We start from the raw sequence: 25371 nt of genomic DNA, 5'->3' as shown, positions 1-25371 counted from the left end.
ATCGCCCCAGAGGCCGCCCCGTAAAATCGTCGCCCCTGCCCACCGCCCGCCCGAGACCGCCCCGTGACCGAACTCGCCAAGTCCTTCGAACCCGCCGCCCTGGAAGCCCACTGGGGCCCGAAGTGGGAGGCCGCCGGCCTGTACGAGCCGACGCTGGACCCGGCCAAGCCGTCTTTCAGCATCCAGCTGCCGCCGCCCAACGTGACGGGCACGCTGCACATGGGCCACGCCTTCAACCAGACGGTGATGGACTCTCTGACGCGCTACCACCGCATGAAGGGCGACAACACGCTGTGGGTGCCGGGCACCGACCACGCCGGCATCGCCACGCAGATCGTCGTCGAGCGCCAGCTGCAGGCCGCGGGCCAGAGCCGCCACGACCTGGGCCGCAAGAACTTCGTCGCCCGCGTATGGGACTGGAAGCAGGAGAGCGGCAACACCATCACCAGCCAGATGCGCCGGCTGGGCGACTCGGTGAGCTGGGGCCATGAGTACTTCACGATGGACGAGAAGCTCTCGAACGTCGTCGTCGAGACCTTCGTTCGGCTGTTCGAGGAAGGCCTGATCTACCGCGGCAAGCGCCTGGTGAGCTGGGACCCGATCCTGCAGTCCGCGGTGTCGGACCTGGAGGTGTCGTCTGAAGAGGAAGACGGCTCGCTGTGGCATATCCGCTATCCGCTGGCGGATGGTTCCGGCTCGGTCGTCGTGGCCACGACGCGGCCCGAAACCATGCTGGGCGACGTGGCCGTCATGGTCCACCCCGAGGACGAGCGCTACGCCGCGCTGATCGGCAAGCTCGTGAAGCTGCCGCTGACGGACCGCGAGATCCCGGTCATCGCCGATGACTACGTGGACCGCGAGTTCGGCACCGGCGTCGTCAAGGTCACACCGGCTCATGACACCAACGACTACGCCGTCGGCCAGCGCCACAACCTGCCGACGATCGCGGTGCTGGACCTGCAGGCCAAGATCAACGACAACGCGCCCGTGGCCTACCGCGGACTGGACCGCTTCGTCGCCCGCAAGCGCGTCGTCGCCGACCTGGAGGCCTTGGGCCTGCTCGTCGAGGTCAAGAAGCACAAGCTGCAGGTGCCGCGCTGCGAGCGCACCGGCCAGGTCATCGAGCCGATGCTGACGGACCAGTGGTTCGTGGCCGTCACCAAGCCGAGCGCCGACGGCAAGAGCATCGCCGCCAAGGCCGTCGAGGCCGTCGAGACCGGCGCCGTCAAGTTCTACCCGGAGTCTTGGGTCAACACCTACAACCACTGGATGGGGAACCTGCAGGACTGGTGCATCTCGCGCCAGCTGTGGTGGGGCCACCAGATCCCGGCCTGGTATGGCACGGGCGGCGAGCTGTTCGTCGCACGCAGCGAGGAGGAGGCCCAGGCCCGCGCCAAGACGGCCGGCTATCTGGGCCAGTTGAGCCGCGACCCGGACGTGCTGGACACCTGGTTCTCGTCGGCAATGGTGCCCTTCTCCACACTGGGCTGGCCCGAGAAGACGCTGGAGCAGGAGCTGTTCCTGCCCTCGTCCGTGCTCGTGACCGCCTACGACATCATCTTCTTCTGGGTCGCCCGGATGATCATGATGACGACGCACTTCACCGGCCAGGTGCCGTTCAAGGACGTCTACATCCACGGCCTCGTGCGCGACTCGCAGGGCCAGAAGATGAGCAAGAGCGAGGGCAATGTGCTGGACCCGGTGGACCTGATCCAGGGTGTCGACCTCGACACGCTGATCCAGAAATCCACGCAGGGGCTGCGCAAGCCCGAGACGGCGCCCAAGGTCGCGGCGCGCGTGAAGAAGGAGTTCCCCGAAGGCATGCCGGCCTACGGCGCGGACGCGCTGCGCTTCACGATGGCGTCCTACGCCAGCCTGGGCCGCAACATCAACTTCGACACCAAGCGCTGCGAGGGCTACCGCAACTTCTGCAACAAGCTCTGGAACGCGACGCGCTTCGTGCTGATGAACACCGAGGGCCAGGACTGCGGCCTCGTGCATGCCGAGGGTGGCTGCCCGCCGGGCTACAACAAGTTCAGCCAGGCCGACCGCTGGATCACGAACGAGCTGCAGCGCGTGGAAGCTGCCGTCGCTCAGGGCTTCGCCGAGTACCGTCTCGACAACGTCGCCAACGCCGTTTACAGCTTTGTCTGGGACGAGTACTGCGACTGGTACCTGGAGATCGCCAAGGTGCAGATCCAGAACGGCGACGAGTCCCAGCAGCGCGCCACCCGCCGCACGCTGATCCGCGTGCTGGAGACGACGCTGCGCCTGCTGCACCCGGTCGCGCCCTTCATCACCGAGGAGCTGTGGCAGACCGTCGCCCCCGTGGCCGGCCGCAAGACGACCGACTACATCGGTCAGGCGCCCTACCCCGTGGCCCAGCCGGAGCGCATCGACCCGGCGGCTGATGCCTGGATGGCGCAGTTGAAGGAAGTCGTCGGCGTCACGCGCAGCCTGCGCGGCGAGATGGCGCTGAGCCCGAGCGACCGCGTGCCGCTGCTGGTGGGCGGCGACCTGAGCTTCCTGTCCGAAGCGGCCGCCGTGCTCAAGGTGCTGGCCAAGCTCAGCGCCGTCGAGCTGATCGCCGACGACGCCGAGTTCGCCAGGCAGAGCGCCACTTCGCCGGTGCTCGTCCACGGCGCCGCCAAGCTGGCGCTGAAGGTCGAGATCGACGTCGAAGCCGAGCGCGCCCGCCTGACCAAGGAAGCGACGCGCCTGGAAGGCGAGATCGCCAAGGCAGAGGCTAAGCTGGGCAACGAGAGCTTCGTCGCCCGGGCGCCGGCGGCCGTCGTCGAGCAGGAGCGCGCCCGGGTGGCGGGCTTCAAGGAGACGGTGGTGAGGCTGCGCGAGCAGCTTGCCCGCCTACCCGTTTAGTAGGCGAGCGACGCTTTCGCTGGGGGCTTGGCCGGGGGCTTGGCGCCGCTGCGCGCCGGCCCCAGCAGTTCGTCGATGCCCCGCGCCACCGCCCAGGCCGCGCGCACGCGGGACTCCCGCGTCGTGCCGGCCAGGCGCGGCGTGACCTGCAACTGCGCCAGGCCATGGAGCGGCCGGCCTGACTCCAGCCAGCCCGGCTCCAGGCTGTCGAACCAGGCCGCCAGCAGCTTGCCGCTGCGCAAAGCGCGCGCCAGCGCCGCCTCGTCCACCAGGCCTGACTGGCTCAGGCCCACGAGCACCTGGCCGGGCCTGGCGCCCTCCAGCTGGCGCTCGCCGACAAGGCCGCGGAAACGGTCGAAATAGGGCAGCAGCAGCACCAGGCCGTCGCTCTGGGTCATCAGCTGGCTCAGGCTTAGCGCCTCGATGCCCCAGCGCGCCCAGGTCGAATCGCTGGGATGCAAGGCCGGGTCGTAGCCGACGACACGCGCGCCAAAGGCCTGCAGCAGTTGCGCCAGCACCTGGGCGGCCGGTGTCAGCCCCAGCAGGCCTATGGTCGAGCAGCCCAGCTCGCGGCCCACTTTGAGGCCATCGCTGCCTTCCACGGGCACGCGCCGCAGCAGGCTCAGCAGCGCACCGACCGCGAACTCGGCTTCGGCGCTGGCGGTCGACGCCTGCGAGCGCACGACCTCCACGCCGGCCTTGCGGCAGGCCTCGATGTCGATGTTCTCGGCGCCGCCGCTGGCCCGGCCGATGACCCGCAAGGCCGGCACGGCCCGCAGCAGGCCCGCGTCGACCCGCACCTCGGGCGGCGCGACCAAGGCGCGGAAGTCGCGCAGCGCGTCCAGCAAACCGTCATGGTCGCCGACCAGTTCCGGCGCGAAACGCGCATCGTGACGCTCCGCCAACCACTGCACCACCTCGGCTTCCAAGGGCTCAAGAATCAGGACGCTCATCGTGTTTTTGTGGCCGACTCAAGGGTCATGACCGTCACAACCCGCGTGACACAATCCTCGGCAACCCCCTTGCAACCAGTGTACCCATGGCCTCTTCGCCCAAATCGCCGATCACCAAAGCCATCTTTCCGGTCGCCGGTCTCGGCACGCGATTTCTGCCGGCCACGAAGGCGCAGCCCAAGGAAATGCTGCCGGTTGTCGACAAGCCGCTGATCCAGTACGCGGTCGAGGAAGCCTACGAGGCGGGCGTGCGCGAGATGATCTTCGTGACCGGCCGCCACAAGCGCCCCATCGAAGACCATTTCGACATGACCTTCGAGCTGGAAGTCGCGCTGGAAAACTCTGGCAAGCAGGAACTGCTGGACGTGGTGCGCAGTGTCAAACCCGATGACATGCAGTGCATCTATGTGCGCCAGGCCCAGGCCCTCGGGCTCGGCCACGCCGTGCTGTGCGGCCAGCGCCTGGTCGGCAACGAGGCCTTTGCCGTGCTGCTGGCCGATGACCTGATGGTCGGCCCCGCGCCGGGTCGCGGCATCCTGAAGCAGATGGTGGAGCAGTACGCCGACTGGCGCGCCTCCATCCTCGCCGTGCAGGAAGTGCCGGCCGAGCACACGCGCCGCTACGGCATCGTCGCCGGCACGCAGGTCAACGACAACCTGATGGACGTGACCCGCATCGTCGAGAAGCCCGCCCCCGAAGACGCGCCCTCACGCCTGGGCGTGGCCGGCCGCTACATCCTGACGCCGGGCGTCTTCCACGAGATCGCCAACCAGCAGCGCGGCGTGGGTGGCGAGATCCAGCTGACCGACGGCATCGCGGGGCTGCTGCGCCGCGAGAAGGTGTTTGCCTACCGCTACGAAGGCAAGCGCTACGACTGCGGCAGCAAGGAAGGTTTCCTGCAGGCCAACGTGGAACTGGCCCTGGCCCACCCGCAGCTGGGCCCGGGCTTCAAGGAATTCCTTAAAGCTCTGCCGATCTAAGGGAACGCTAAACAGGCCCCTCGCGGCGCGCGCATCCTGTCTGCCGGCGCATCGCCGCGTTGCAAATGCTCGCCATAGCGTGCTATGGCTGTGCTTTGCGCCTTGCGCTGCATCCCGCAGCCAGGCCGCTCGCACTCGCGGGGACCCGTTCAGCGCGCCCTAACGGCGCCGCAAGACGTGAATGAACTCGGTGCCGGCAGTCTCCTGCTGCACGAGTTCATTGCCCGTCTGACGCGCAAAGGCCTGGAAGTCGCGCATTGAACTCGGGTCCGTGGCGACGACGCGCAGCAGCTCGCCGCTGAGCATGTCGGCCAGCGCCTTCTTGGCCTTCAGGATGGGCAGGGGGCAGTTCAGGCCCCGGGTGTCGATCTCGCGTTGGACGTCCATGTCGTCATTCTCTCTTGAGGTCCAGCCATTGCGGCTCGATGCCTTTGGTCCGCAGCCAGGTCGCCAGGGCCTGGCCCGTGCCCTGAGGCCAGCAGCGCACTTTCTCGGGTGCGATCAGCTTGTACTCGGCCAGTTCCGGCGACAGCTTGATCTCGCCATGCGCGGCCGCGTGGTAGGCAATGATGATCTGGTTCATGCGCTGGAAGTCCCAGACGCCGAGCAGGCTCAAGGAATCCACCTCAAGTGAGGTTTCCTCAGCGATCTCGCGCCGGATGCCGTCCTCGGGCGTCTCGCCGGCCTCCATGAACCCGGTGATGAGGCCGAAGAAGCGTCCCGGCCAAGCGGCATTTCTCGCCAGCAATACCTGACCCTCACGGTCCGTGCACTCGATGACGGCCGCCAGCACCGGCGTCGGGTTGTTCCAGTGCGTGAAGCCACAGGCGGGGCAACGCAGGCGCTCCTTGTCGCCGCCGTCCTCGGCCTGCGTGATCAGCGCCAGTTCGCTGGCGCAAACCGGGCAGAACCTGAAAACAGTCATGCGGGGAACACGCCCGTCGACAGATAGCGGTCGCCGCGATCGCAGACGATGAAGGCGATGGTCGCGTTCTCCACCTGGCGCGCGATCTGCAGCGCCACCCAGCAGGCGCCCGCCGCCGAGATGCCGGCGAACAAGCCCTCCTCCGCCGCCAGCCGCCGCGCCATGTCCTCGGCGTCGCTCTGGCTCACCAGCACCAGTTCATCCACGCCCGTCGGGTCATAGATTTTGGGCAGATAGGCCTCGGGCCATTTGCGGATGCCGGGGATGCGCGAGCCCTCGGCCGGCTGCGCGCCGATGATGCGCACGGCCGGGTTCTGCTCCTTCAGGAAGCGCGACACGCCGGTGATGGTGCCCGTCGTGCCCATGGCGCTGACGAAGTGGGTGATGCGCCCGCCCGTGTCCTTCCACAGCTCGGGGCCGGTGGTCTCGTAATGGGCGCGCGGGTTATCGGCATTGGCGAACTGGTCCAGCACGCGGCCCCGTCCCTCGCGGTCCATCTGCTCGGCCAGGTCGCGCGCGTACTCCATGCCGCCGGTCTTGGGCGTCAGCACCAGTTCGGCACCGAATGCCTTCATCGTCTGCGCGCGCTCGATCGACAAGTCCTCCGGCATGATCAGCACCATGCGGTAGCCGCGGATGGCTGCGGCCATGGCCAGCGCGATGCCGGTGTTGCCCGAGGTCGCCTCGATCAGCGTGTCGCCCGGCTTGATGTCGCCGCGCTCCTCGGCGCGCTTGATCATGCTGATGGCCGGGCGGTCCTTCACCGAGCCAGCCGGGTTGTTGCCCTCCAGCTTGGCGAGGATCACATTGCCGCGCGCATCGCGGCCCGGCAGGCGTTGCAGGCGCACCAGCGGCGTCGCGCCGATGACGTCTTCGAGGGTCGGATAGCTCATGGCCGACGATTGTGGCAGCGGGAACCCAGGCCATGCCTTTGCGAGTGCATAATCCGCCCCTCTCGCAGCCATGCGAGCAGCAGTTTCCGACGGGCCCGGGTGGCGAAATCGGTAGACGCAGGGGACTCAAAATCCCCCGCCGCAAGGTGTGCCGGTTCGAGTCCGGCCCCGGGCACCAGAAGAAACGGCTTTATTTCCCCTGGCATACTCAAAACGGTAAGCACCGGCCTCCCCGGTGCAGGCGCCCTCACCGGGCGCGCAGCCGAGACTCATGCCGCCTCTGCCCACGGTCACCAAAGCCTTCCTGCTGGCTTGCGTCGGTGTCTTCTGCTTCTTCCAGCTTTTTCCCGGCCTAGCGTTCTGGTTTGAACTCTGGCCGCTGACGTCCGGCGCCTTCCTGCCCTGGCAGTTGCTGACCTACGCCTTCCTGCATGGTGACTTCATGCACCTGCTGTTCAACATGCTGGGCCTGTGGATGTTCGGCGGTGAACTGGAGCGGGTCTGGGGGCCCAAGCGCTACACGCATATCCTCGTCGCCAGCACGCTGACCGCCGCGCTGGTGCAACTGGCCTTCACCTGGGCCATCGGCACGCAAGCGCCAACGGTGGGCGCTTCGGGCGCGATCTTCGGGCTGCTGCTGTCCTTCGGCATGCTGTTCCCCAACCGCATCATCGTGCCGCTGATCCCGCCCATCCCGATGAAGGCCAAGTACTTCGTCGCGATCTTCGGCGGCCTGGAGCTGGTGCTCGGCTTCGGCCGCGCCAGCGGTATTGCCCACTTCGCCCATCTTGGCGGCATGCTGGGCGCGTGGCTGCTGATCCGCCACTGGCGCTCTTCGCGCCGCCGCTAAAGCCCTTCGCGCGGCGTGGGGTAGCGCAGCGCCAGGCGCAGTTCGCGCTTGAGCCGCATATTGCGCAGCCGGCGTGACTCGCTCCAGAAGCTCAGCTGCATGGCGCCCATGCGCTCGGCCGCCTCGGCGCGCGTGATGCGCTCGGGGCGCGGCAGGCCGGCAAGATCGGCCGCCAGGTCGAAGTAGTCGCCCATCAGCAGCTGGCTGTCGTCGCAGACGTTCACCGCCCGCTGCGACAGACCGCGCAGCAACGCCAGCACGCAGGCACGGGCCAGGTCGTCGGCATGGATATGGTTGGTGAAGACATCGTCCTCCCGCCGCAGCACCGGGGTGCAGCGCGCCAACCGCTCGCGCGGATGGCCGCCTTCACGGTCGCGCGCGTAGATGCCCGGGATGCGCAGCAGGCTCACGCGCACGCCATGCCGCAGCCCGAAGGTGCGCAGCTGCGCCTCGGCATCGACACGGCGGCGGGCGCGGTCGGTGGCGGGGTTCAGCGCGCGCGTCTCGTCGATGAAGGCACCGCCGCAGTCGCCGTAGACGCCGGTGGTGCTGCCGTAGACCAGGGCCTGCGGCGGCCTGCGCGCCAGCGCGGCGAGCAGGTTGCGCGTGCGTTGGTCGGTGTCGCCATCGCGAGCCGGTGGCGCCAGATGCAGCACGAGGTCAGCCAGCCCCGCCAGCCGCGCCAGCGTGGCGGGCTCGTCGAGATTGCCGACCAGCGGCACGGCGCCGGCGGCCCGCAATGCGTCGGCACGCGCCGGGCTGGAGGTCAGCGCGAACACGCGCCAGCGGCCGGCCAGCGCCTTGAGCACGCGCAGGCCCACGTCGCCACAACCAATGATCAAGAGTCGGGTCTTCATGCCTCGGGCAAAATGCGGCGCAGTCTACGGCCCCGGACTTCTCAGCGGGGCCGCTTGCTTTTTGAGCCCATGAGTCACCAGATCACCATCCAGCCCGCCGGCCGCGTCTACATGACCAAAGGCGACGACACCCTGCTTGCCGCCGCCATCCGCAATGGCGTGGGCCTGCCCTATGGCTGCAAGGACGGCGCGTGCGGCTCCTGCAAGAGCAAGCTGCTCGAAGGCGCCGTCATCCACGGCAACCACCAGTCCAAGGCGCTGTCGGCCGAGGAGGAAGCTGCGGGCTTCGTGCTGACCTGCTGCGCGCGGCCGCAGACCGACTGCACCATCGAGGCCCGCACGGTGCCGGGCGCCGGCGAGTTCCCGGTGCTGAAGCTGCCGACGCGCGTGGCCGCGATGCTGCGCCCCGCACCCGACGTGGCCGTGCTGACGATGCAGCTCGCCGCCAACCAGAACTTCCAGTTCCGCGCCGGCCAGTACGTCGAGTTCATCCTGCGCGACGGCTCGCGCCGCAGCTACTCGATGGCCAATGCGCCGCATTCGCTACCCGGCCAGATCGAGCTGCACATCCGCCACATGCCCGGCGGCAAGTTCACCGACCATGTCTTCGGCGCGCTCAAGGAGAAGGACATCCTGCGCATGGAGGGGCCGTTCGGCAGCTTCTTCCTGCGCGAGGACAGCGAGAAACCCATCGTGCTGCTGGCCAGCGGCACGGGCTTTGCACCCATCAAGGCCATCATCGAGAGGGCGCGCCACATCGGGTCCAAGCGGCCGATGACGCTGTACTGGGGCGCACGCAAGCAGGCCGATCTCTACCTGCATGACTGGGTGGCGCAACTGGCCGCCGACTGGCCCGAGCTGACCTACGTGCCGGTGCTGTCGGAGCCTGACGAGGGCTGGACGGGCCGCACGGGCTTTGTCCACCGTGCCGTCATGCAGGACCTGCCCGACCTGTCGGGCCATCAGGTGTATGCCTGCGGCGCGCCCATCGTGGTGGACTCGGCGCACAAGGACTTCGTCGCGCAGTGCCAGTTGCCGGACGGCGAGTTCTACGCCGATGCGTTCACCTCCGAGGCGGACAAGCACTGATGTTCGAGCCGCCGTGGACTGATCCAGCCGACCTGATCGGCTCGCTGAAACGGGATGGCGAGGCCGTGCTTGCTCCGGCGATGCTTGGCGCACTCGGTGTGTCTGCTTCAGACCTCGACGCCCTCAAGCCCTGCTGGGACGACCTGCCACCCGACGGCTATCTGCGCGACGGCGGCCGCTACCGCTTCCGCCGCCACGGCTGCTTCGTCGCCGACGGCGACACGCTGACGCTGATGCCCCACCGTGCCCACTGGCAGCCGCTGGACTACAACGCGCTGCATGGCGGCATCCAGCGCTGGTTTGTGCCGCTGGCGCAGGAGATGGTCACTTCACCCGCGTGGACCGCGCTGCTGCTGGGCCTGGCGAAGACGGCCTCCGCGCTGCGCGGCGAGCAACCCTGGTTCATCGAAGCCCACCCGTTTCGGATCGACACCAGCGACGGCATCGGCCGGCCGACACCCGAGGGCGCCCACCGCGATGGCGTCGACCTGGTCGCCGTGCTGCTGGTCGGCCGCCAGGGCATCAAGGGCGGCGAGTCACGCGTGTTCGACGCCGCCGGCCCGGCGGGCCAGCGCTTCACGATGACCGAACCCTGGACGACGCTGCTGCTGGACGACGCCCGCGTCATCCACGAGACGACGCCCATCCAGCCGCTGGCGGCGGGCGAGCGAGGCTGGCGCGACACCTTGGTCATCACTTTGCGAAGCGGCGGTTTCCAGGGGCCCTGACACCCCGCCGCCTACACTGACGACGGCCGCGCCAAAAGCGTGGCCGTTCCTCTTTCACTGCCGCGCTTACCAAGCGCCGAATGTCATGACCACGACCTCCCTCTTCGGCCTGCCCGAACAGCCTGCCCACGAGCGCGTGCTGCTCGCCGCCGACCCGGCCACCGGCCTCAAGGCCATCGTCGCCCTGCACAGCACCGCACGCGGCCCCGCCTTCGGCGGCTGCCGCCTCTGGCACTACGACTCCGACGCCGCCGCGCTGAACGACGCGCTGCGCCTGTCGCAAGGCATGAGCCTTAAGAATGCGCTGGCCGACCTGCCCTTCGGCGGCGGCAAGGCCGTCATCCTGAAGCCGCCCGGCGCCTTCGACCGCCCCGCCCTGTTCGCCGCCTTCGGCCGCGCCGTGCAGTCGCTGGGCGGTGCCTACATCACCGCCGAGGACGTCGGGACAACGACTGCCGACATGCGCGGCCTGCAAGCCGTCACGCCCTTCGTCAGCGGCATCCCTCGCGACGGCGCCTTCGGTGGCGACCCCAGCCCCAAGACGGCCTGGGGCGTGTTCGTGGCCATCCAGGCCGGCGCCCGCCTCGTGCTGGGCCGCACGTCCCTTGAAGGCGTGCGCGTCGCGCTGCAAGGCCTGGGCGCGGTGGGCTGGCATCTGGCCGAGTTCCTGCATGCCGCTGGCGCCAAGCTCGTCGTGGCCGATGTGGACGCGGCCAAGGTCGAGCGCGCGGTCGCACAGTTCGGTGCGGTCGCCGTCGGCGTCGCCGACATCCTGGCCGCCGAGGTCGACGTGCTGGCGCCCTGCGCGCTGGGCGCGTCGCTGAACGAGCAGACCGTGCCGACCTTGCGCGCCAAGCTGATCGCCGGTGCGGCGAACAACCAGCTCGCCACGCCCGCCGATGGCGATGCGCTGCAGCGGCGCGGCATCTGCTACCTGCCCGACTACCTGGTGAATGCCGGCGGCATCATCAGCGTGGCCCGCGAGTACCGCGGCGAAGGCGAGGAGGCCGCCGTGATGGCCGAGGTCAGCCGCATCGCCGAGCGTGTCGAGGAACTGCTGCTGCGCGTACAGGCGGCCGACTCGACGCCGGCCCGCGTGGCCGATGACTGGGCGCGCAGCAAACTCGTGCACCAGCCATAAGACAAAACGCCCGGCAGTACCGGGCGTTTTTCATTCACTCGCCGAGGTAGGCCGCGCGAACCTTCGGGTCGTTCAGCAGCGCACTGCCCTCGCCGGTCATCGTCACCTCGCCCGACTCCATCACATAGCCGCGATTGGCCAGTTGCAGCGCGCGGCTGGCGTTCTGCTCGACGAGCAGCACGGTCACGCCCTGCTGGTGGATGTCGTTCACGACCTCGAAGATCTTGTCGACCATGATGGGTGACAGGCCCATGGACGGCTCGTCCAGCAGCAGCACTTTGGGCCGGGCCATCAGCGCGCGGCCCATGGCCAGCATCTGCTGCTCGCCGCCGGACATCGTGCCGGCCAGTTGCTTGGCGCGCTCTTTCAGGCGCGGGAACAGGCCAAATACCTTTTCCATGTCCGCCTGGATCTCGCCATCCTTGCGGTTGTAGGCGCCCATCTGCAGGTTCTCGATGATGGTCATGCGCGTGAAGGTGCCGCGGCCCTCGGGCACCATCACCAGGCCTTGCTTGGCCAGGTCCCAGGCGCCCTGGCCCTTGATGGCCTTGCCGAGGTACTCCACGCTGCCGGCGGCAATCGGCTGCAGGCCGGTGATGGCCTTCATCGTCGTCGTCTTGCCGGCGCCGTTGGCGCCGATCAGCGACACCAGCTCACCTTCGCGCACCTCGAAGCTGACGCCCTTGACGGCCTGGATGCCGCCGTAGGCGACCTTGAGATCGCTGACCTTGAGAAGGGTTTGTGCCATGTCTTTCGTCCCGCTCAATGGTTCTTGTGGCCGGCGCCGAGGTAGGCCTCGATCACCTTCTCGTTGCGCTGCACGTCGTAGGGCGTACCCTCGGCGATCTGCTTGCCGTAGTCCAGCACCGTGACGCGGTCGCACAGGCCCATGACCAGCTTCACGTCATGCTCGATGAGCAGGATGGTGCGGCCGTCGTTGCGGATGCGGTCGATCAGCTCGCGCAGCACGACCTTCTCGGTCGCGTTCATGCCGGCAGCGGGCTCGTCCAGCGCGATGAGCTGCGGGTCGGTGGCCAGCGCCCGGGCAATCTCCAGGCGCCGCTGGTCGCCGTAGCTCAGCGTGCGCGCCTTGAACTCCGCGTAGTCGCCGATGCCGACATAGTCCAGCAGCTCCTGGGCGCGCGCCTTGATCGCGGCCTCCTCGGCCTTGAACTTGGGCGTGCGCAAAACCGCGCCGATCAGGCCGGACTTGGTGCGGACGTGCCGGCCCACCATGACGTTCTCCAGCGCCGTCATGTCGGCGAACAGCCGGATGTTCTGGAAGGTGCGCGCGATGCCGGCCTTGGCGACCTGGTGCACCGCCTGCGGCGTGTAGGGCGTGCCGCCCAGCGAGAAGCTGCCGCCGTCGGGCGTGTACAGGCCGGTGATGACGTTGAAGAAGGTTGTCTTGCCGGCGCCGTTGGGGCCGATCAGGCCGTAGACCTGGCCGCGCTGGATCTGGATGCCGACGTCGGACAGGGCTTGCACGCCGCCGAAGCGCTTGGATGCGCCGCTGACGTTGAGGACGATGTTGTCGTGGGTGCTCATGGGCGTCTCCCTCACTTCGCGGCAGGCACGGGGGCTGCCTTGCCATGCTCCGGCGCGGGCCACAGGCCGCGCGGGCGCACCAGCATGATGGTGATCATGGCCAGGGCCACCAGCAACTGGCGCAGGATGGACGCATCGATGCGGCCGCCGGTCATGCTCTGGATGTCGCCCGCCACATAGCGCAGCACCTCGGGCAGGGCCGCCAGCATCAGCGCGCCGAGGATGACGCCGGGGATGTGGCCGATGCCGCCCAGCACGACCATCGCGACGATCATGATCGACTCCTGCAGGCTGAAGGACTCGGGCGACACGAAGCCCTGGAAGCTCGCGAACATCGCGCCGGCCACGCCGCCGAAGGTGGCGCCCATGCCGAAGGCCAGCAGCTTCAGGTTGCGGGTGTTGATGCCCATGGCCTTGGCGGCGATCTCGTCCTCGCGGATGGCCATCCAGGCGCGGCCGATGCGCGACTGCTCCAGCCGATAGCAGATGACGACGCTGACGACGACCAGCAGCAGGAACAGGTAGTAGTACAGCGTCACCGACGGCAGCGTGAAGCCGAACACCTCCCAGGACTTGCCGAGGTTGATGCCGAAGATGTGGAAGGAGTCGATCTGGCCGATGCCGCGCGGGCCGTTGGTCACGTTGACCGGGTGCTCCAGGTTGTTCAGGAAGACGCGGATGATTTCGCCGAAGCCCAGCGTGACGATGGCGAGGTAGTCGCCGCGCAGCTTCAGCGTCGGCGCGCCCAGCATGACGCCGAACAGCGCCGCGACGCCGGCCGCCAAGGGGATGACCAGCCAGATCGGCGAGTGCAGGCCCTCCGGGAACGCGGCCTTGAAGGCCTCGAAGTTGTCGCTCAGATGCGGGCTGGCCATCAGCGCGAACATGTAGGAGCCGACGGCGTAGAAGGCCACGTAGCCGAGGTCCAGCAGGCCGGCATAGCCAACGACGATGTTCAGGCCGAGGGCCAGCAGCACGTAGAGCAGGGCCAGGTCGATGATGCGCACCGGGCCGTTGCCGAACTGCTGTGCGAACAGCGGCACGACGAGCAGGCCGACGGCGGCGAGCAGGAAGGTGATGAGCTTCTTGGTTTCCATGTCTTGACTCCCTTCAGGCGCGGTCGGCCACACGCTCGCCCAGCAGGCCCGAAGGCCGCAGCGTCAGCACGAGGATGAGGGCGACGAAGGCGAAGATGTCGGCGTAGTGGCTGCCCAGCACGCCGCCGGTCAGCTCGCCCAGGTAGCCGGCGCCGATGGACTCGATCAGCCCGAGCAGCACGCCGCCCACCACGGCACCCGCGAGGTTGCCGATGCCGCCCAGCACGGCCGCCGTGAAGGCCTTGAGCCCGGGCATGAAGCCCATCGTGTGCTGCACGGTGCCGTAGTTGGCCGCCCACATCAGGCCGGCCACGGCGGCCAATGCCGCGCCGATGACGAAGGTCGTGGAGATGATGAAGTCGGGCTTCACGCCCATCAGCCCGGCCACGCGTGGGTTCTCGGCGGTGGCGCGCATCGCGCGGCCCAGGCGGGTGAAGTTCACGAGGTACATCAGCGCCGCCAGGATGCAGACCGTCAGGCCCAGGATCAGGCACTGCGTGACCGTGATGACCGGGCCGCCCAGGTTGATCGGGTCGGTGGGCAGCAGCAGCGGGAAGGGCTTGGGGTTCGGCTTCCAGATGATCATCGCCAGCACCTGCAGCAGCAGCGACATGCCCATGGCCGTGATCAGCGGCGCCAGGCGCGGCGCGTTGCGCAGCGGCCGGTAGGCGATCTTCTCGACCGCGTAGTTCAGCGCCGCGCAGATGACGATGGCCGCCGACAGGCCGACCAGCATCAGCAGCCAGCCCGGCATGCCGGAATCCGCCAGCAGCGTGACCAGCGTCCAGCTGACCATGGCGCCCACCATCAGGATCTCGCCGTGCGCGAAGTTGATGAGGTTGATGATGCCGTAGACCATCGTGTAGCCGAGTGCGACGAGGGCGTACATGCTCCCCAGCACCAGGCCGTTGATGATCTGTTGAACGAGAGTCTCCATGGAGGGCCCCTGTTGATTTGTTGGGCGCAGCATGCGCCAAGCGACATGGACAAATCGCAACCCTCGTGCCAAAACCGGGCACGGGGCGGCGTTTCAAGGGTATTCACCGACGGGTTGAAACAGCCTGCCGTTTGATCCGTCCCACGGCGGTGGTCAAGGTCTGATTTCACGAGTGTCGGCCGGCATTTTGTGGGCGGAAATCCGCACAAACCGCACGCGTCGCAGGCGGTTCTCCGCCAGGCCCGAAAAAACCATCGCGAGCGCTGCAGCGGCCGGCCGGGCGTGGGCAAACTAGCGCCCGTGTCCGACGCCCTTCGCCCGCGCGCATTGCGCCTCATCCGGTTGCTGAGCCGGCCGGGCTTTCATCTCTTCCTGACCGGTGCACTGATGGTGCTCGGTTTCGTGCTCGCGCACCGCCTGAGTGAACGCAGCGGCCGCGAGGAGTTGTCGGCGCTCAGCACCGAGCGGCTGGAGCTGTACGCCTCCAACCTCGCCGCCGAGCTGGGACGGCACGCCTCCCTGCCCAGCCTGCTGGCCATCGCGCCCACGCTGCAGGCGCTGCTGCAGACCCCCGACGACGCCGAGGCCCGCCGCGCCGCCAGCCAGATGCTGGCCCGCGTCAACGTGCGCGCCGGCACGCACCAGATCTTTGTCACCAACCCGCAGGGTCAGGTCTTGACCGCCAGCGAGGCGTTGAGCGCCCCGGCCCGCCTGGCCGAGGCGCTGGCCCAGGGCAGGACGCACTTCTTCGCCGCCGATGCCAACACCGGCAGCACGGACTTCTATCTGCTGTACCCGCTGCGCCAATCGGGGGTGATCGTCGTGCGCTTCAACCTGGCGCCGCTGGAGGCGACCTGGGTGGACCTGGGCGCGCGCACGCAGGGCGAACGCATCCTCGTGGCCGACGACCAGGACGTGGTCATCATGAGTTCGGTGCAGGCCTGGAAGTACACCGTGCTGGGCCATGCCGACCCGTCGCGCCGCCAGGCCTTGCAAGCCAGCGCGCGCTACCCGCAGGCGATTGGCGCGGATCTGGAGTTGCCTGCGTCCCTGGAGGCACACCAGGGCCAGCAGGTGCTGCTGCCCTTCCCGGGCGCCAAGCCCATGCTGGCCCAGCAGCGACAGATCGTGCCGCTGGGGCTGCGCCTGGTGGCTCTGTCGGACCTGACCGAAGTGCGCCGCCGCGCCCAGTTGGCGGCCTGGGGCGGCGCGGCGTTCGGCGCCAGCATCGGCCTGCTCGTCCTCTACCTGTCGTCACGCCGCCGTGCGCTGCGCCAGCTGACCCAGGCCCAGACCGACCTGCGCCAGGCCCACGCGCAACTGGAGCAGTTGGTGGACAGCCGCACGGCCGAGCTGCGCCAGACCAACGAGGCACTGAAGACGCAGATCGCCCAGCGCCTGCAGACCGAGGGCGAGCTGCTGCAGGCCAGCAAGCTGGCCGTGCTGGGGCAGATGTCGGCCGGGCTGTCGCACGAGGTCAACCAGCCGCTCACCGCCTTGCGTGCGCTGGCGCGCAACTCCATCCGGCTGCTGGAGAGTGGCCGGCAGGATGCCGTGACCACCAACCTGCGGCTCATGGACGACATGGTCGAGCGCATGAGCCAGATCACCCGCCAGCTGAAGAGCTTCGCGCGCAAGGCCGACGAGCAGGTGGCGGGCAGCGCGCCTCTGCTGGCCTGCGTGCGCAACGCGCTGCTGCTGCTGGAGCACCGCAGCCGCGCGCTCGATGTCCAGGCGCTAGTCGACCTGCCCACTGGCCTGCGGGTGCGGGCCGAGGCCAACCGGCTGGAGCAGGTGCTGGTCAACCTGTTCGGCAACGCCATCGATGCGATGCAGGGCGAGCCCGAGCGCCAGCTGCGCGTGCAGGCCCAGTCGCTGGACGCGGGGCGGCGTGTGCAGATCAAGGTGCAGGACAGCGGTGCGGGCGTCAGCGACGAGCAGCTGCAACACCTCTTCGAGCCCTTCTTCACGACCAAGCCGGCCGGTGAAGGGCTGGGGCTGGGCCTCGTCATTTCGGCAAAGATCGTGGATGAGTTCGGCGGCCGGCTGCGCGCCGAACGTTTGCCGCAAGGCATGAGTTTTGAGTTCGACCTCGACGTCGAAACCTGGGAGCAAGCAGATGTTTGAAGGCTACAAGGTCGTGTTCGTCGAGGACGACATGCCCGTGCGCGTCAGCCTCACGCAGACGCTGGAGCTGGAAGGCTTCACCGTCCTGCCCTGCCGCAGCGCCGAGGAGGCCCTGCCCCATCTGCAGCCCGGTGCGCCCGTCATCCTCATCACCGACGTGCGCCTGCCCGGCATGGACGGCCGCGCGCTGCTGGCACATGTGCAGGCGACCGACTCCAGCATCCCCACCATCCTCATCACCGCCCACGGCGACGTGGCCATGGCCGTGCAGTCCATGCGCGCCGGCGCCTACGACTTCATCGAGAAGCCCTTTGCGCCCGAACGCCTGATCGACGTCGCCCGCCGCGCGCTGGACCTGCGCACGCTGCGCCACTCGGCCGACGAGCTGCGCGCCCAGCTGCAGAGCGCCAGCGGCATCGAGGCGGCGTTGCTGGGCCAGTCGCCTGGCATGCAGCAGTTGCGCCGCCAGGTGCTGAACCTCGCCGGTACGTCGGCCGATGTGTTGATCGTCGGCGAGACCGGCACCGGCAAGGAGCTGGTGGCCCGCTGCCTGCACGACCAGAGCGCGCGGCGCGACCGTCACTTCGTCGCCATCAACTGCGGCGGCCTGCCCGAGGCGCTGTTCGAGAGCGAGCTGTTCGGCCATGAAGCCGGCTCGTTCACGTCGGCGGCCAAGCGGCGCATCGGCAAGATCGAGCATGCCAACGGCGGCACGCTGCTGCTGGACGAGATCGAGACCATGCCCATCGCACTGCAGATCAAACTGCTGCGCGTGCTGCAGGAGCGGCGCATCGAGCGGCTGGGCTCCAACGAGGAGTTGCCCATCAACGTGCGCTTCATCGCGGCCAGCAAGTCGGACCTGCGCGAGCAGGCCCAGCGCAACGAGTTCCGCAACGACCTCTACTACCGCCTCAACATCGCCACGCTCAAGCTGCCGCCGCTGCGCGAGCGCCGCGAGGACATCCCGCTGCTGTTCGAGCACTTCGTCGCCCAGGCCTGCGTCCGCTACGAGCGCGCGTCACCCGAGCTGACGCCGGACAAGCTGCGCGAGCTGATGGCCCACGACTGGCCGGGCAATGTGCGCGAGATCCGCAACGCCGCCGACCGCTTCGTGCTGGCGCTGGACGACCTCGATCCGCAGGCCGCGCTGCAGGCCGCGCCCATGCTCAACCTGGCGCGGCAGATGGACCTGATCGAGAAGACGCTGATCGAGCAGGCGCTGCGACGCACGCAAGGCAAGGTGCCGGCGGCGATGGAACTGCTGGGCACGCCGCGGAAGACGCTTTACGACAAGCTGAACCGGCACGGCATCGTGCTGGATGACTTCCGCTGATCAACGATAACGCTCGGGGTCCGGCGAGTCGGTCGGCTGCGCGATGACGCGGCGAAAAGCCGCACTCATCGGCAGCTTCAGGTTCAGCCCCGACGCCGGCAGCGGCGACTCGAACCAGCGGCGATAGATCGCATGAATCTCGCCGCTGCGGTAGAGCCCAGCCAGCACCTCGTCCACCAGTGCCTTGAACTGCGGGTCACCCTTGCGCAAGCCGATGGCATAGGGCTCGACGGTGAGCGCCTGGTCGGAGATGCGGTAGTCATCGGCACCCGGGCCCTGCTGGGCCAGCAGCGCGCGCAGCAGCACGTCGTCCATCAGGAAAGCCGCAGCACGGCCGCTGCGCAGCATCTGGAAGCCCTCCGGATCATCCAGCCCGCCGAGGATGCGGATGCTCAAGCGTTGCTGCTCGTTGACCTTGGCCAGGTGCTGGATGCTGGTCGTGCCGATGGTGGACGCCACCGTCTGGCCGCGCAGGTCGGCCAGGCCTCCCACTCGCTCGCCGCCGCGTGTCATCAAGCGCGTCTCGGCGATGAAGATGGTCAGCGAAAAGGCCTGCTGCCGGGCACGCTCGGCGGTGTGCGTGGTGATGCCGCATTCCAGGTCCAGCGTGCCGTTGATGACCAGCGGCATGCGCGTGGCCGAGGCCACTTCGACGCGCCGCACCTCCAGGTCGGGCAGCTGCAACTTGCTGCGCACGGCGGCGACGATGCGCTCGCACAGCTCCACCGTGTAGCCGGTGGGGCGCAGCTGGGCGTCCAGGTAGGAGAACGGCAGCGAGGCCGGCCGGTAGCCGATGACGATGACGCCGGTGTCGCGCACGCGGGTCAGCGTCGGGCCGTCGGCCGCGTGGGCAGCGAAGCCCAGCAGCAACGCCGCGCTAGCCGCCAGCAGCCGCTTCATCGTCCAGCCGGCGCAGCTCGGCCAGCTTGTCCGCGATGCGCGTCTCTAGGCCGCGCGGCACCGGCTCGTACCAGCGCTGGTCTTCGAGCCCGTCGGGCAGGTATTGCTCGCCGGCCGCGTAGCCGTTGGGCTCGTCATGCGCGTAACGGTAGGCCTTGCCGTAGCCCAGCTCCTTCATGAGCTTGGTGGGCGCGTTGCGCAGGTGCACGGGCACGGGGCGGGACTGGTCCTGCTTGATGAAAGCCTTGACCGCATTGAAGGCCTTGTAGACGGCGTTGGACTTGGGCGCGATGGCGAGGTACACGACCGCCTCGGCCAACGCCAGCTCACCCTCCGGCGATCCCAGCCGCTCATAGGTCTCGGCGGCGTCCAGCGTGATGCGCAGCGCGCGCGGGTCGGCCAGGCCGATGTCCTCGCTGGCCATGCGGATCAGGCGGCGCGAGATGTAGCGGGCGTCCACGCCGCCGTCCAGCATGCGTGCGAACCAGTACAGCGCGCCGTCCGGGTGGCTGCCGCGCACGGACTTGTGGAGAGCGGAGATGACGTCGTAGAACTGGTCGCCGCCCTTGTCATAACGGCGCAACTGCTCGCCCAGCGTGCGCTCCAGCAGGGCTTCGTCGATGAGCTGGCCATTGGCGAGCGCTGCGGCGGATTCGAGCGCGTTGAGCAGTCGGCGCGCATCGCCATCGGCATAGCCGATGAGGCGGTCGGCAGCGGGCTTCGAGGGTGGCGCGATGCCAAGTTCGGCCGCACCCCGCTCGACAAGTTGCTGCAGCTCTTCAGCGTCCAGGCTCTTGAGCACCTGCACCTGCGCGCGCGACAGCAAGGCCGAGTTGACCTCGAAGCTCGGGTTCTCGGTCGTCGCGCCGATGAAGGTGAACAGGCCCGATTCGACGTGCGGCAGGAAGGCGTCCTGCTGGGCCTTGTTGAAGCGATGCACCTCGTCGACGAACAGCACCGTGCGCCGGCCCTGCTGCGCCGCGATCTGCGCGCGGTCGACCGCCTCGCGGATGTCCTTGACGCCGCCCAGCACGGCCGAGATGGCAATGAACTGCGCGTCAAACGCGCCGGCCACGAGGCGCGCGAGCGTCGTCTTGCCGACACCCGGCGGGCCCCACAGGATCATGCTCTGCAGCCGCCCAGCCTCGAACGACGCGCGCAACGGCATGCCGGGGCCGAGCAGGTGGCGCTGGCCGATGACCTCGTCCAGCGTCTTCGGCCGCAGCCGTTCAGCCAGCGGCTGGGCAGGCGGCTCGGCGTCGAACAGACCCGTCATTGCTCGATCAGATCAGCCCCAGCCGGCAGCTTGAACTGGAAGCGCTCGGCGGCGACCGGCACATTGGCCTGCACCGCGCTGAAGTCCAGCCGCGAGCGCTGGCCGAAGCCGTCGACGATCTCCATCGCCGCCAGTTCCTTGGCCTTGAAGCCGAGCTTGAGCGACTGGATCGTCGACTCTGCCTGTTTGGGCGTCGCCAGCACCCAGTCGATGCCGCCCTCGCTGGGCTGCGCCTTCAGCGTGAAGTCGCGTTCAAGGTTGGTGCCGGCCAGCAGCGAAGCCGGCGTGGCGCCCAGCGCGTCGGCCAGCTTGCGCGAACTGGCCTGGTTGAGGTCGGCGTCATAGATCCAGACCTTCTGGCCGTCCGCCACGATGACCTGCTCGAAGGGCTTGGCGTAGGCAAAGCGGAACTGGTTGGGCCGCTGGAACTCGAAGCTGCCCGACGACACCTTCTTGCGCTTGCCATCGGGCGATGTGACCGTCTGCGTGAAGTTGGCCTTGCCGCTCTTCACGTCACGGGCAAAGTCGCGCAGTGCATCGACGGCGTCAGCATGGGCGACACCAGCGACCAGAAGCGTCAGTGACAACAGAAGTTTCTTCATTCGTCTCGTTTCGGAACAATCAATTCACGGCTGCCATTGGAAGCCAGCGCACCGACAAGCCCCGAGTTCTCCATCTGCTCCAGCAGCCGCGCGGCGCGGTTGTAGCCTATGCGCAGATGGCGCTGCACGAGCGAGATCGACGCCTTGCGATGCTGTAGGACGATGGCAACTGCCTGGTCGTACATCGGGTCGGCTTCACCGGCGGCTTCGCCCGGTGCGGGCGCTTCGCCATCGATGCCGTCCAGCACACCGCCTTCAAGAATGCCTTCGATGTAGTTCGGTTCACCCTGGGACTTGATGTACTCCACAACGCGGTGGACCTCGTCGTCGCTGACAAAGGCGCCGTGAACACGGATCGGCAGACCGGTGCCGGACGGCATGTAGAGCATGTCGCCCATGCCCAGCAGCGCCTCGGCGCCCATCTGGTCGAGGATGGTGCGGCTGTCGATCTTGGAGCTGACCTGGAAGGACAGGCGCGTCGGGATGTTGGCCTTGATGAGCCCGGTGATGACGTCCACCGACGGCCGCTGCGTGGCCAGGATCAGGTGGATGCCCGCCGCGCGCGCCTTCTGCGCCAGGCGAGCGATCAGCTCCTCGATCTTCTTGCCGACCACCATCATCAGGTCGGCCAGCTCGTCGATGACGACGACGATGAAGGGCAGGCGCTCTAGCGGTTCCGGCTCGTCGTTGTTCAAGGCGAACGGGTTGGGGATGCTGATGCCGTTGGCCTTGGCCTCGTCGATCTTCTTGTTGTAGCCAGCCAGGTTGCGCACGCCCATCTTGGACATGAGCTTGTAGCGCCGCTCCATCTCGCCGACACACCAGTTCAGCGCGTTGCTGGCCTGCTTCATGTCGGTGACGACCGGCGCCAGCAGGTGCGGGATGCCCTCGTAGACGCTCATTTCCAGCATCTTCGGGTCGATGAGGATGAGCCGCACGTCGCGCGCCTCGGCCTTGTAGAGCAGGCTGAGGATCATCGCGTTGATGCCCACCGACTTGCCCGAGCCGGTCGTGCCCGCCACCAGGCAGTGCGGCATCTTGGCCAGGTCCGCCACGATGGGCAGGCCGACGATGTCCTTGCCCAGGCCCATGGTCAGCTGGGATGCGGCGTCAGCGTAGATCTGCGAGCCGAGGATCTCGGAGAGCCGAATGGTCTGGCGGCGCGCATTGGGCAGCTCCAGCGCCATGTAGTTCTTGCCCGGAATCGTTTCGACGACGCGTATGGACACCAGGCTCAGTGAGCGCGCCAGGTCCTTGGCCAGGCCGACGATCTGCGAGCCCTTCACGCCCGTGGCCGGCTCGATTTCGTAGCGCGTGATGACCGGGCCCGGCGACGCGGCGACGACGTGGACCTCGACGCCGAAATCGCGCAGCTTCTTCTCGATGAGGCGGCTGGTCATCTCCAGCGACTCCGGCGTCACCGTTTCCTGGCGGCCGGGTGCTGCATCCAGCAGGTCGACCTGCGGCAGCTTGGCGTCGCCAGCATCGACGAACAGCGTCTGCTGGCGCTCCTTGGCCACGCGCGTGGACTGCGGCACCTCGACGACCGGCGCCTCGATGACCAGCGGCGCGTGGTCGGCCTCGACCTGTCGCTCGATCTGGCGCTCGACCTCGACCTCCTGCTCGCGCGCCTTCACGGCCTGCTCGCCAAACCTCTGGTCCGCCTTGATCTCGCGCTTTTCCAGGTATTGCTCGCGGAACTGCTCGATGCGCTCGCCAATGCGCTCGGCCACATGCCCCCAGGAGAAGCGGAACGCCCAGGACAAGCCGGTCAGCAGCAGCACGATCCACACGACGCCCGAGCCGGCAAAGCCCAGGCCCTTCATGCCCATTGGGCCGAGTGTGTAGCCGATGAGGCCGCCCGCATGGCCCGGCAGGCGTGGCTCGACGGCGTAGAGACGGCTCCATTCCAGCGCGCAGCTCGCGCAGATCAGCAGCAGCACGCCGGTCCACCAGCGCAGGCGTCGGCTCCAGCGCACTGGCGCCAGCGTGTCATGCCGCAGCAGCCCGGCCAGGCCGCGCAACCAGGCCCGCACGGCCAGCAGCGGTAGCCACCAGGCCGAGAAGCCGAACAGGAAGAGCAGGCCGTCGGACACCCAGGCGCCGAAGCTGCCGACGCGGTTGCCGACCAGGTCACGTTGCCCGCTGGTGCTGAAGGCGGCGTCGCGCACGTCATGCGTGGCGAGCGCCAGCACGAGCAGCGCGAGCAGCAGCGCCGTCAGGGCCAGCCACAGCGGTGTTCGCAGCAGCCGCGTTGCTGCCGATGGCGGCGCGACGGTGGGCTTGGGCGCCTGGCGGCGCGTGGGTTTGGCTGGGGCGGCGGGCTCGCTGGCGGCGTCGTCGCCACCCAGCAGGGAACCGAGGGGAAAACTCATCCCCGCATTGTCACCGTCAATCGTGGGTCAGCCGTTCCTTGATGACCACCGAACCGTTCTCAAGCGTTTCGATGACGCCGCGCTCCTCCAGGTCCTTCATGACCCGGCTGACCATCTCGCGCGACGCGCCAACGACCTTGGCCATGTCCTGGCGCGAGACCTTGCCGCGGATGATCTTGATGCCCTTCTCGTCCTCGGACATATCCAGCAGCGTGCGCGCGACGCGGCCGTAGACATCCAGCAGCGCGAGCGACTCGATCTGGCGGTCGGCGTTGCGCAGCCGCGCCACCAGGCCGCGCAGGATGCCGTAGGACAGGCTGCTGCTCTCGGGCAGGCAGCGCGCGAACTCCAGTCGGCCCAGCACCAGCATGTCGGTCTGCACCTCGGCGCGCACCGTTGCCGAATGAGGTTCGTTGTCGATGAGGCTCATCTCGCCAACGTAGTCGCCCGACTGCAGCACGGCCAGGATGACCTCGCGGCCGCGGTGGTCGGCCGTCAGCACGCGGGCGCGGCCGTTCAGCAGGATGAACAGCGCGTTGGACTTGGTGCCTTGCTCGACGATCAGCTCGCCACGCTTGAAGCGACGCTTGACGACGCTGTCAGCGATGGACTGGGCCTGGTCGGTGGTCAACATCGAGAACAGCGGAACTCGCCGGATCAAGTCCAGATTGGAAATCATCGCCATATGCAGTCTCCAGGTTTGGGGCCCAGGCCGACGGCCAGAAAGACGCCTGCCTAAAATGGCGTGCATTGTGCACACGCGGCACGGTTCGCCGCTTCGGGTTAGGCCGGGGTAGCACCCCAAAAGGCCCTTGCGGGACGACTTACCGCCCTCACCTCACCTGTCATGACCGCCAACTTCCAACATCACGGCCTGCTCATCCTCGGCTCGGGCCCCGCCGGCTACACCGCCGCCATCTACGCTGCACGCGCCAACCTCAAGCCCACGCTGATCACCGGCATGGCCCAGGGGGGTCAGCTCATGACCACGACCGAGGTCGACAACTGGCCCGCCGACGTGATGGGCGTGCAAGGCCCCGAACTGATGCAGCGCTTCCAGGAACACGCCGAGCGCTTCAACACGCAGATCGTCTTCGACCACATCAACAAGGTCGACTTCTCGAAGCGCCCGTTCACGCTGTTCGGCGACAGCGGCACCTACACCTGCGATGCCCTGATCATCGCCACTGGCGCCTCCGCCAAATACCTGGGCCTGGAGTCCGAGCAATCGTTCATGGGTCGCGGGGTCAGTGCTTGCGCCACCTGCGACGGCTTCTTCTATCGCGACCGTGAGGTCTGCGTCGTCGGCGGCGGCAACACGGCCGTCGAGGAAGCGCTGTACCTGTCCAACATCGCCAGCACCGTGCACCTGATCCACCGTCGCGACAAGTTCCGCGCCGAGCCCATCCTGGTCGACAAGCTGATGGAGAAGGCCGCCGCCGGCAAGATCAAGCTTCACCTCTTCCAGCAGCTCGACGAGGTGCTGGGCGACGCGTCCGGCGTGAACGGCGTGCGCACGCTGAACGTGAAGGACGGCAACAAGGTCGACATCCCCGTGCACGGCTGCTTCATCGCCATCGGCCACCAGCCCAACACGGAAATCTTCCAGGGCCAGTTGGAGATGAAGGACGGCTACATCGTCACCAGGAGCGGCCTGAACGGTTTCGCGACGATGACCAGCGTGCCCGGCGTGTTCGCGGCCGGCGACGTGCAGGACCATGTCTACCGCCAGGCCATCACCAGCGCCGGCACGGGCTGCATGGCGGCACTGGACTCGCAGCGTTTTCTCGAGCAGGAACACGGCTGATCTGCGCGAACCCCGCGAGCGCCTTTCGGGCTTGCGGGTTTCCCGCTATACTCGCGGGCTTGCCTGCCGGATGGAC

23 protein-coding genes and 1 tRNA gene are annotated in these 25371 nt (G+C 68.1%); 10 read left to right on the top strand and 14 right to left on the bottom strand.

Features of this window, described 5'->3' with window-relative positions; all coding sequences use genetic code 11:
- Positions 1-63: 63 nt before the first annotated feature.
- Entirely contained in the window at positions 64-2877 is a 2814-nt protein-coding gene (locus ACG00Y_RS14305; RefSeq protein ID WP_394479895.1) for a valine--tRNA ligase, read from the top strand.
- Here the strand turns inward: ACG00Y_RS14305 and ACG00Y_RS14300 are convergent.
- Positions 2874-3830, bottom strand: a complete 957-nt coding sequence (locus tag ACG00Y_RS14300; protein WP_394479893.1) for an NAD(P)-dependent oxidoreductase — start codon at positions 3828-3830, stop codon at positions 2874-2876. The genes ACG00Y_RS14305 and ACG00Y_RS14300 overlap by 4 nt on opposite strands.
- A gap of 86 nt (positions 3831-3916) precedes the next feature.
- On the opposite strand from ACG00Y_RS14300, the gene galU reads away from it, so the two are divergent.
- Positions 3917-4810 carry a UTP--glucose-1-phosphate uridylyltransferase GalU gene (gene galU, locus ACG00Y_RS14295; RefSeq protein ID WP_394479891.1) on the top strand — a complete coding sequence of 298 codons (894 nt, stop codon included), beginning with the start codon at positions 3917-3919 and terminating at the stop codon, positions 4808-4810.
- Between the two features lie 159 nt (positions 4811-4969).
- On the opposite strand, the gene ACG00Y_RS14290 is transcribed toward galU, so the two are convergent.
- From ACG00Y_RS14290 to cysM, 3 genes are read right to left on the bottom strand one after another with little or no spacing between them, the layout of a single operon-like run.
- Positions 4970-5197 carry a sulfurtransferase TusA family protein gene (locus ACG00Y_RS14290; protein ID WP_394479889.1) on the bottom strand — a complete coding sequence of 76 codons (228 nt, stop codon included), beginning with the start codon at positions 5195-5197 and terminating at the stop codon, positions 4970-4972.
- Positions 5198-5201: 4 nt separating this feature from the next.
- Entirely contained in the window at positions 5202-5735 is a 534-nt protein-coding gene (locus tag ACG00Y_RS14285; protein WP_394479887.1) for an NUDIX domain-containing protein, read from the bottom strand.
- Positions 5732-6628, bottom strand: a complete 897-nt coding sequence (cysM, locus tag ACG00Y_RS14280) for a cysteine synthase CysM (protein WP_394479885.1) — start codon at positions 6626-6628, stop codon at positions 5732-5734. Before cysM ends, ACG00Y_RS14285 begins: the two co-directional genes overlap by 4 nt.
- Positions 6629-6721: 93 nt before the next feature.
- Here cysM and ACG00Y_RS14275 point away from each other — a divergent pair.
- Positions 6722-6806, top strand: a tRNA-Leu gene (locus tag ACG00Y_RS14275).
- Between the two features lie 93 nt (positions 6807-6899).
- Entirely contained in the window at positions 6900-7478 is a 579-nt protein-coding gene (locus tag ACG00Y_RS14270) for a rhomboid family intramembrane serine protease (protein ID WP_394479883.1), read from the top strand.
- Here the strand turns inward: ACG00Y_RS14270 and ACG00Y_RS14265 are convergent.
- Positions 7475-8335 (bottom strand): SDR family oxidoreductase, encoded by an 861-nt coding sequence (locus tag ACG00Y_RS14265; protein WP_394479882.1) that lies wholly within the window; start codon positions 8333-8335, stop codon positions 7475-7477. The genes ACG00Y_RS14270 and ACG00Y_RS14265 overlap by 4 nt on opposite strands.
- A 69-nt stretch (positions 8336-8404) precedes the next feature.
- On the opposite strand from ACG00Y_RS14265, the gene ACG00Y_RS14260 reads away from it, so the two are divergent.
- The 3 genes from ACG00Y_RS14260 to ACG00Y_RS14250 all read left to right on the top strand — a co-directional run bounded on the left by ACG00Y_RS14260 (position 8405) and on the right by ACG00Y_RS14250 (position 11293).
- A complete protein-coding gene (locus ACG00Y_RS14260) occupies positions 8405-9424 on the top strand; it encodes a CDP-6-deoxy-delta-3,4-glucoseen reductase (protein ID WP_394479880.1) in 1020 nt (339 codons plus the stop codon).
- A complete protein-coding gene (locus ACG00Y_RS14255) occupies positions 9424-10152 on the top strand; it encodes a 2OG-Fe dioxygenase family protein (RefSeq protein WP_394479878.1) in 729 nt (242 codons plus the stop codon). Before ACG00Y_RS14260 ends, ACG00Y_RS14255 begins: the two co-directional genes overlap by 1 nt.
- Before the next feature lie 85 nt (positions 10153-10237).
- The gene (locus tag ACG00Y_RS14250) at positions 10238-11293 is read left to right on the top strand and encodes a Leu/Phe/Val dehydrogenase (RefSeq protein ID WP_394479876.1); all 1056 of its coding nucleotides are present in this window, start codon (positions 10238-10240) and stop codon (positions 11291-11293) included.
- Between the two features lie 34 nt (positions 11294-11327).
- Here ACG00Y_RS14250 and ACG00Y_RS14245 read toward each other — a convergent pair whose 3' ends face one another.
- Genes ACG00Y_RS14245 through ACG00Y_RS14230 form a run of 4 tightly spaced genes read right to left on the bottom strand, consistent with a single transcriptional unit; the run spans position 11328 to position 14875 of the window.
- Positions 11328-12041, bottom strand: coding sequence for an ABC transporter ATP-binding protein (locus tag ACG00Y_RS14245; protein WP_394479874.1), 714 nt, complete (start codon positions 12039-12041; stop codon positions 11328-11330).
- A 14-nt stretch (positions 12042-12055) separates the two neighbouring features.
- Complete coding sequence (locus ACG00Y_RS14240) at positions 12056-12841, bottom strand: ABC transporter ATP-binding protein (protein ID WP_394479872.1); 786 nt, start codon at positions 12839-12841, stop codon at positions 12056-12058.
- An 11-nt stretch (positions 12842-12852) separates the two neighbouring features.
- Positions 12853-13938 carry a branched-chain amino acid ABC transporter permease gene (locus ACG00Y_RS14235; protein WP_394479870.1) on the bottom strand — a complete coding sequence of 362 codons (1086 nt, stop codon included), beginning with the start codon at positions 13936-13938 and terminating at the stop codon, positions 12853-12855.
- Between the two features lie 13 nt (positions 13939-13951).
- Positions 13952-14875, bottom strand: coding sequence for a branched-chain amino acid ABC transporter permease (locus tag ACG00Y_RS14230; protein ID WP_394479868.1), 924 nt, complete (start codon positions 14873-14875; stop codon positions 13952-13954).
- 300 nt (positions 14876-15175) lie between these two features.
- Here ACG00Y_RS14230 and ACG00Y_RS14225 point away from each other — a divergent pair, with 300 nt between their 5' ends.
- Both ACG00Y_RS14225 and ACG00Y_RS14220 read left to right on the top strand, forming a co-directional pair.
- A complete protein-coding gene (locus tag ACG00Y_RS14225) occupies positions 15176-17002 on the top strand; it encodes a sensor histidine kinase (RefSeq protein ID WP_394479866.1) in 1827 nt (608 codons plus the stop codon).
- Positions 16995-18335 (top strand): sigma-54-dependent transcriptional regulator, encoded by a 1341-nt coding sequence (locus ACG00Y_RS14220; protein ID WP_394479864.1) that lies wholly within the window; start codon positions 16995-16997, stop codon positions 18333-18335. Before ACG00Y_RS14225 ends, ACG00Y_RS14220 begins: the two co-directional genes overlap by 8 nt.
- On the opposite strand, the gene ACG00Y_RS14215 is transcribed toward ACG00Y_RS14220, so the two are convergent.
- The 5 genes from ACG00Y_RS14215 to ACG00Y_RS14195 are packed head-to-tail and all read right to left on the bottom strand — an operon-like array spanning position 18336 to position 24173.
- Positions 18336-19235 carry an amino acid ABC transporter substrate-binding protein gene (locus tag ACG00Y_RS14215; protein ID WP_394479862.1) on the bottom strand — a complete coding sequence of 300 codons (900 nt, stop codon included), beginning with the start codon at positions 19233-19235 and terminating at the stop codon, positions 18336-18338.
- Entirely contained in the window at positions 19213-20511 is a 1299-nt protein-coding gene (locus ACG00Y_RS14210) for a replication-associated recombination protein A (protein WP_394479860.1), read from the bottom strand. Before ACG00Y_RS14210 ends, ACG00Y_RS14215 begins: the two co-directional genes overlap by 23 nt.
- Entirely contained in the window at positions 20508-21113 is a 606-nt protein-coding gene (lolA, locus tag ACG00Y_RS14205; RefSeq protein ID WP_394479859.1) for an outer membrane lipoprotein periplasmic chaperone LolA, read from the bottom strand. The genes ACG00Y_RS14210 and lolA overlap by 4 nt, the downstream gene beginning before the upstream one ends.
- Positions 21110-23488, bottom strand: coding sequence for a DNA translocase FtsK (locus tag ACG00Y_RS14200; protein WP_394479857.1), 2379 nt, complete (start codon positions 23486-23488; stop codon positions 21110-21112). The genes lolA and ACG00Y_RS14200 overlap by 4 nt, the downstream gene beginning before the upstream one ends.
- 16 nt (positions 23489-23504) lie before the next feature.
- Positions 23505-24173 carry a Crp/Fnr family transcriptional regulator gene (locus ACG00Y_RS14195; RefSeq protein WP_348010930.1) on the bottom strand — a complete coding sequence of 223 codons (669 nt, stop codon included), beginning with the start codon at positions 24171-24173 and terminating at the stop codon, positions 23505-23507.
- Positions 24174-24335: 162 nt separating this feature from the next.
- Here ACG00Y_RS14195 and trxB point away from each other — a divergent pair, with 162 nt between their 5' ends.
- The gene (gene trxB, locus ACG00Y_RS14190; RefSeq protein WP_394479855.1) at positions 24336-25295 is read left to right on the top strand and encodes a thioredoxin-disulfide reductase; all 960 of its coding nucleotides are present in this window, start codon (positions 24336-24338) and stop codon (positions 25293-25295) included.
- The last annotated feature ends 76 nt before the right edge of the window (positions 25296-25371 follow it).

It is taken from the genome of Pelomonas parva, assembly GCF_043555835.1.
GTDB lineage: Bacteria > Pseudomonadota > Gammaproteobacteria > Burkholderiales > Burkholderiaceae_C > Pelomonas > Pelomonas parva.
Note: the sequence above shows the minus strand (reverse complement) of the source record. Positions and strands in the feature narration are given on the sequence as shown.

What these genes read in the sequence shown, in the direction of transcription:
- ACG00Y_RS14195 (WP_348010930.1), bottom strand. Translation starts at nt 24,173, where the DNA reads ATGGCGATGATTTCCAATCTGGACTTGATCCGGCGAGTTCCGCTGTTC.
- ACG00Y_RS14300 (WP_394479893.1), bottom strand. Translation starts at nt 3,830, where the DNA reads ATGAGCGTCCTGATTCTTGAGCCCTTGGAAGCCGAGGTGGTGCAGTGG.
- ACG00Y_RS14260 (WP_394479880.1), top strand. Translation starts at nt 8,405, where the DNA reads ATGAGTCACCAGATCACCATCCAGCCCGCCGGCCGCGTCTACATGACC.
- ACG00Y_RS14235 (WP_394479870.1), bottom strand. Translation starts at nt 13,938, where the DNA reads ATGGAAACCAAGAAGCTCATCACCTTCCTGCTCGCCGCCGTCGGCCTG.
- ACG00Y_RS14250 (WP_394479876.1), top strand. Translation starts at nt 10,238, where the DNA reads ATGACCACGACCTCCCTCTTCGGCCTGCCCGAACAGCCTGCCCACGAG.
- galU (WP_394479891.1), top strand. Translation starts at nt 3,917, where the DNA reads ATGGCCTCTTCGCCCAAATCGCCGATCACCAAAGCCATCTTTCCGGTC.
- ACG00Y_RS14240 (WP_394479872.1), bottom strand. Translation starts at nt 12,841, where the DNA reads ATGAGCACCCACGACAACATCGTCCTCAACGTCAGCGGCGCATCCAAG.
- cysM (WP_394479885.1), bottom strand. Translation starts at nt 6,628, where the DNA reads ATGAGCTATCCGACCCTCGAAGACGTCATCGGCGCGACGCCGCTGGTG.
- ACG00Y_RS14285 (WP_394479887.1), bottom strand. Translation starts at nt 5,735, where the DNA reads ATGACTGTTTTCAGGTTCTGCCCGGTTTGCGCCAGCGAACTGGCGCTG.
- ACG00Y_RS14215 (WP_394479862.1), bottom strand. Translation starts at nt 19,235, where the DNA reads ATGAAGCGGCTGCTGGCGGCTAGCGCGGCGTTGCTGCTGGGCTTCGCT.
- ACG00Y_RS14230 (WP_394479868.1), bottom strand. Translation starts at nt 14,875, where the DNA reads ATGGAGACTCTCGTTCAACAGATCATCAACGGCCTGGTGCTGGGGAGC.
- ACG00Y_RS14265 (WP_394479882.1), bottom strand. Translation starts at nt 8,335, where the DNA reads ATGAAGACCCGACTCTTGATCATTGGTTGTGGCGACGTGGGCCTGCGC.
- ACG00Y_RS14270 (WP_394479883.1), top strand. Translation starts at nt 6,900, where the DNA reads ATGCCGCCTCTGCCCACGGTCACCAAAGCCTTCCTGCTGGCTTGCGTC.
- lolA (WP_394479859.1), bottom strand. Translation starts at nt 21,113, where the DNA reads ATGAAGAAACTTCTGTTGTCACTGACGCTTCTGGTCGCTGGTGTCGCC.
- ACG00Y_RS14255 (WP_394479878.1), top strand. Translation starts at nt 9,424, where the DNA reads ATGTTCGAGCCGCCGTGGACTGATCCAGCCGACCTGATCGGCTCGCTG.
- ACG00Y_RS14200 (WP_394479857.1), bottom strand. Translation starts at nt 23,488, where the DNA reads ATGAGTTTTCCCCTCGGTTCCCTGCTGGGTGGCGACGACGCCGCCAGC.
- ACG00Y_RS14210 (WP_394479860.1), bottom strand. Translation starts at nt 20,511, where the DNA reads ATGACGGGTCTGTTCGACGCCGAGCCGCCTGCCCAGCCGCTGGCTGAA.
- trxB (WP_394479855.1), top strand. Translation starts at nt 24,336, where the DNA reads ATGACCGCCAACTTCCAACATCACGGCCTGCTCATCCTCGGCTCGGGC.
- ACG00Y_RS14220 (WP_394479864.1), top strand. Translation starts at nt 16,995, where the DNA reads ATGTTTGAAGGCTACAAGGTCGTGTTCGTCGAGGACGACATGCCCGTG.
- ACG00Y_RS14245 (WP_394479874.1), bottom strand. Translation starts at nt 12,041, where the DNA reads ATGGCACAAACCCTTCTCAAGGTCAGCGATCTCAAGGTCGCCTACGGC.
- ACG00Y_RS14290 (WP_394479889.1), bottom strand. Translation starts at nt 5,197, where the DNA reads ATGGACGTCCAACGCGAGATCGACACCCGGGGCCTGAACTGCCCCCTG.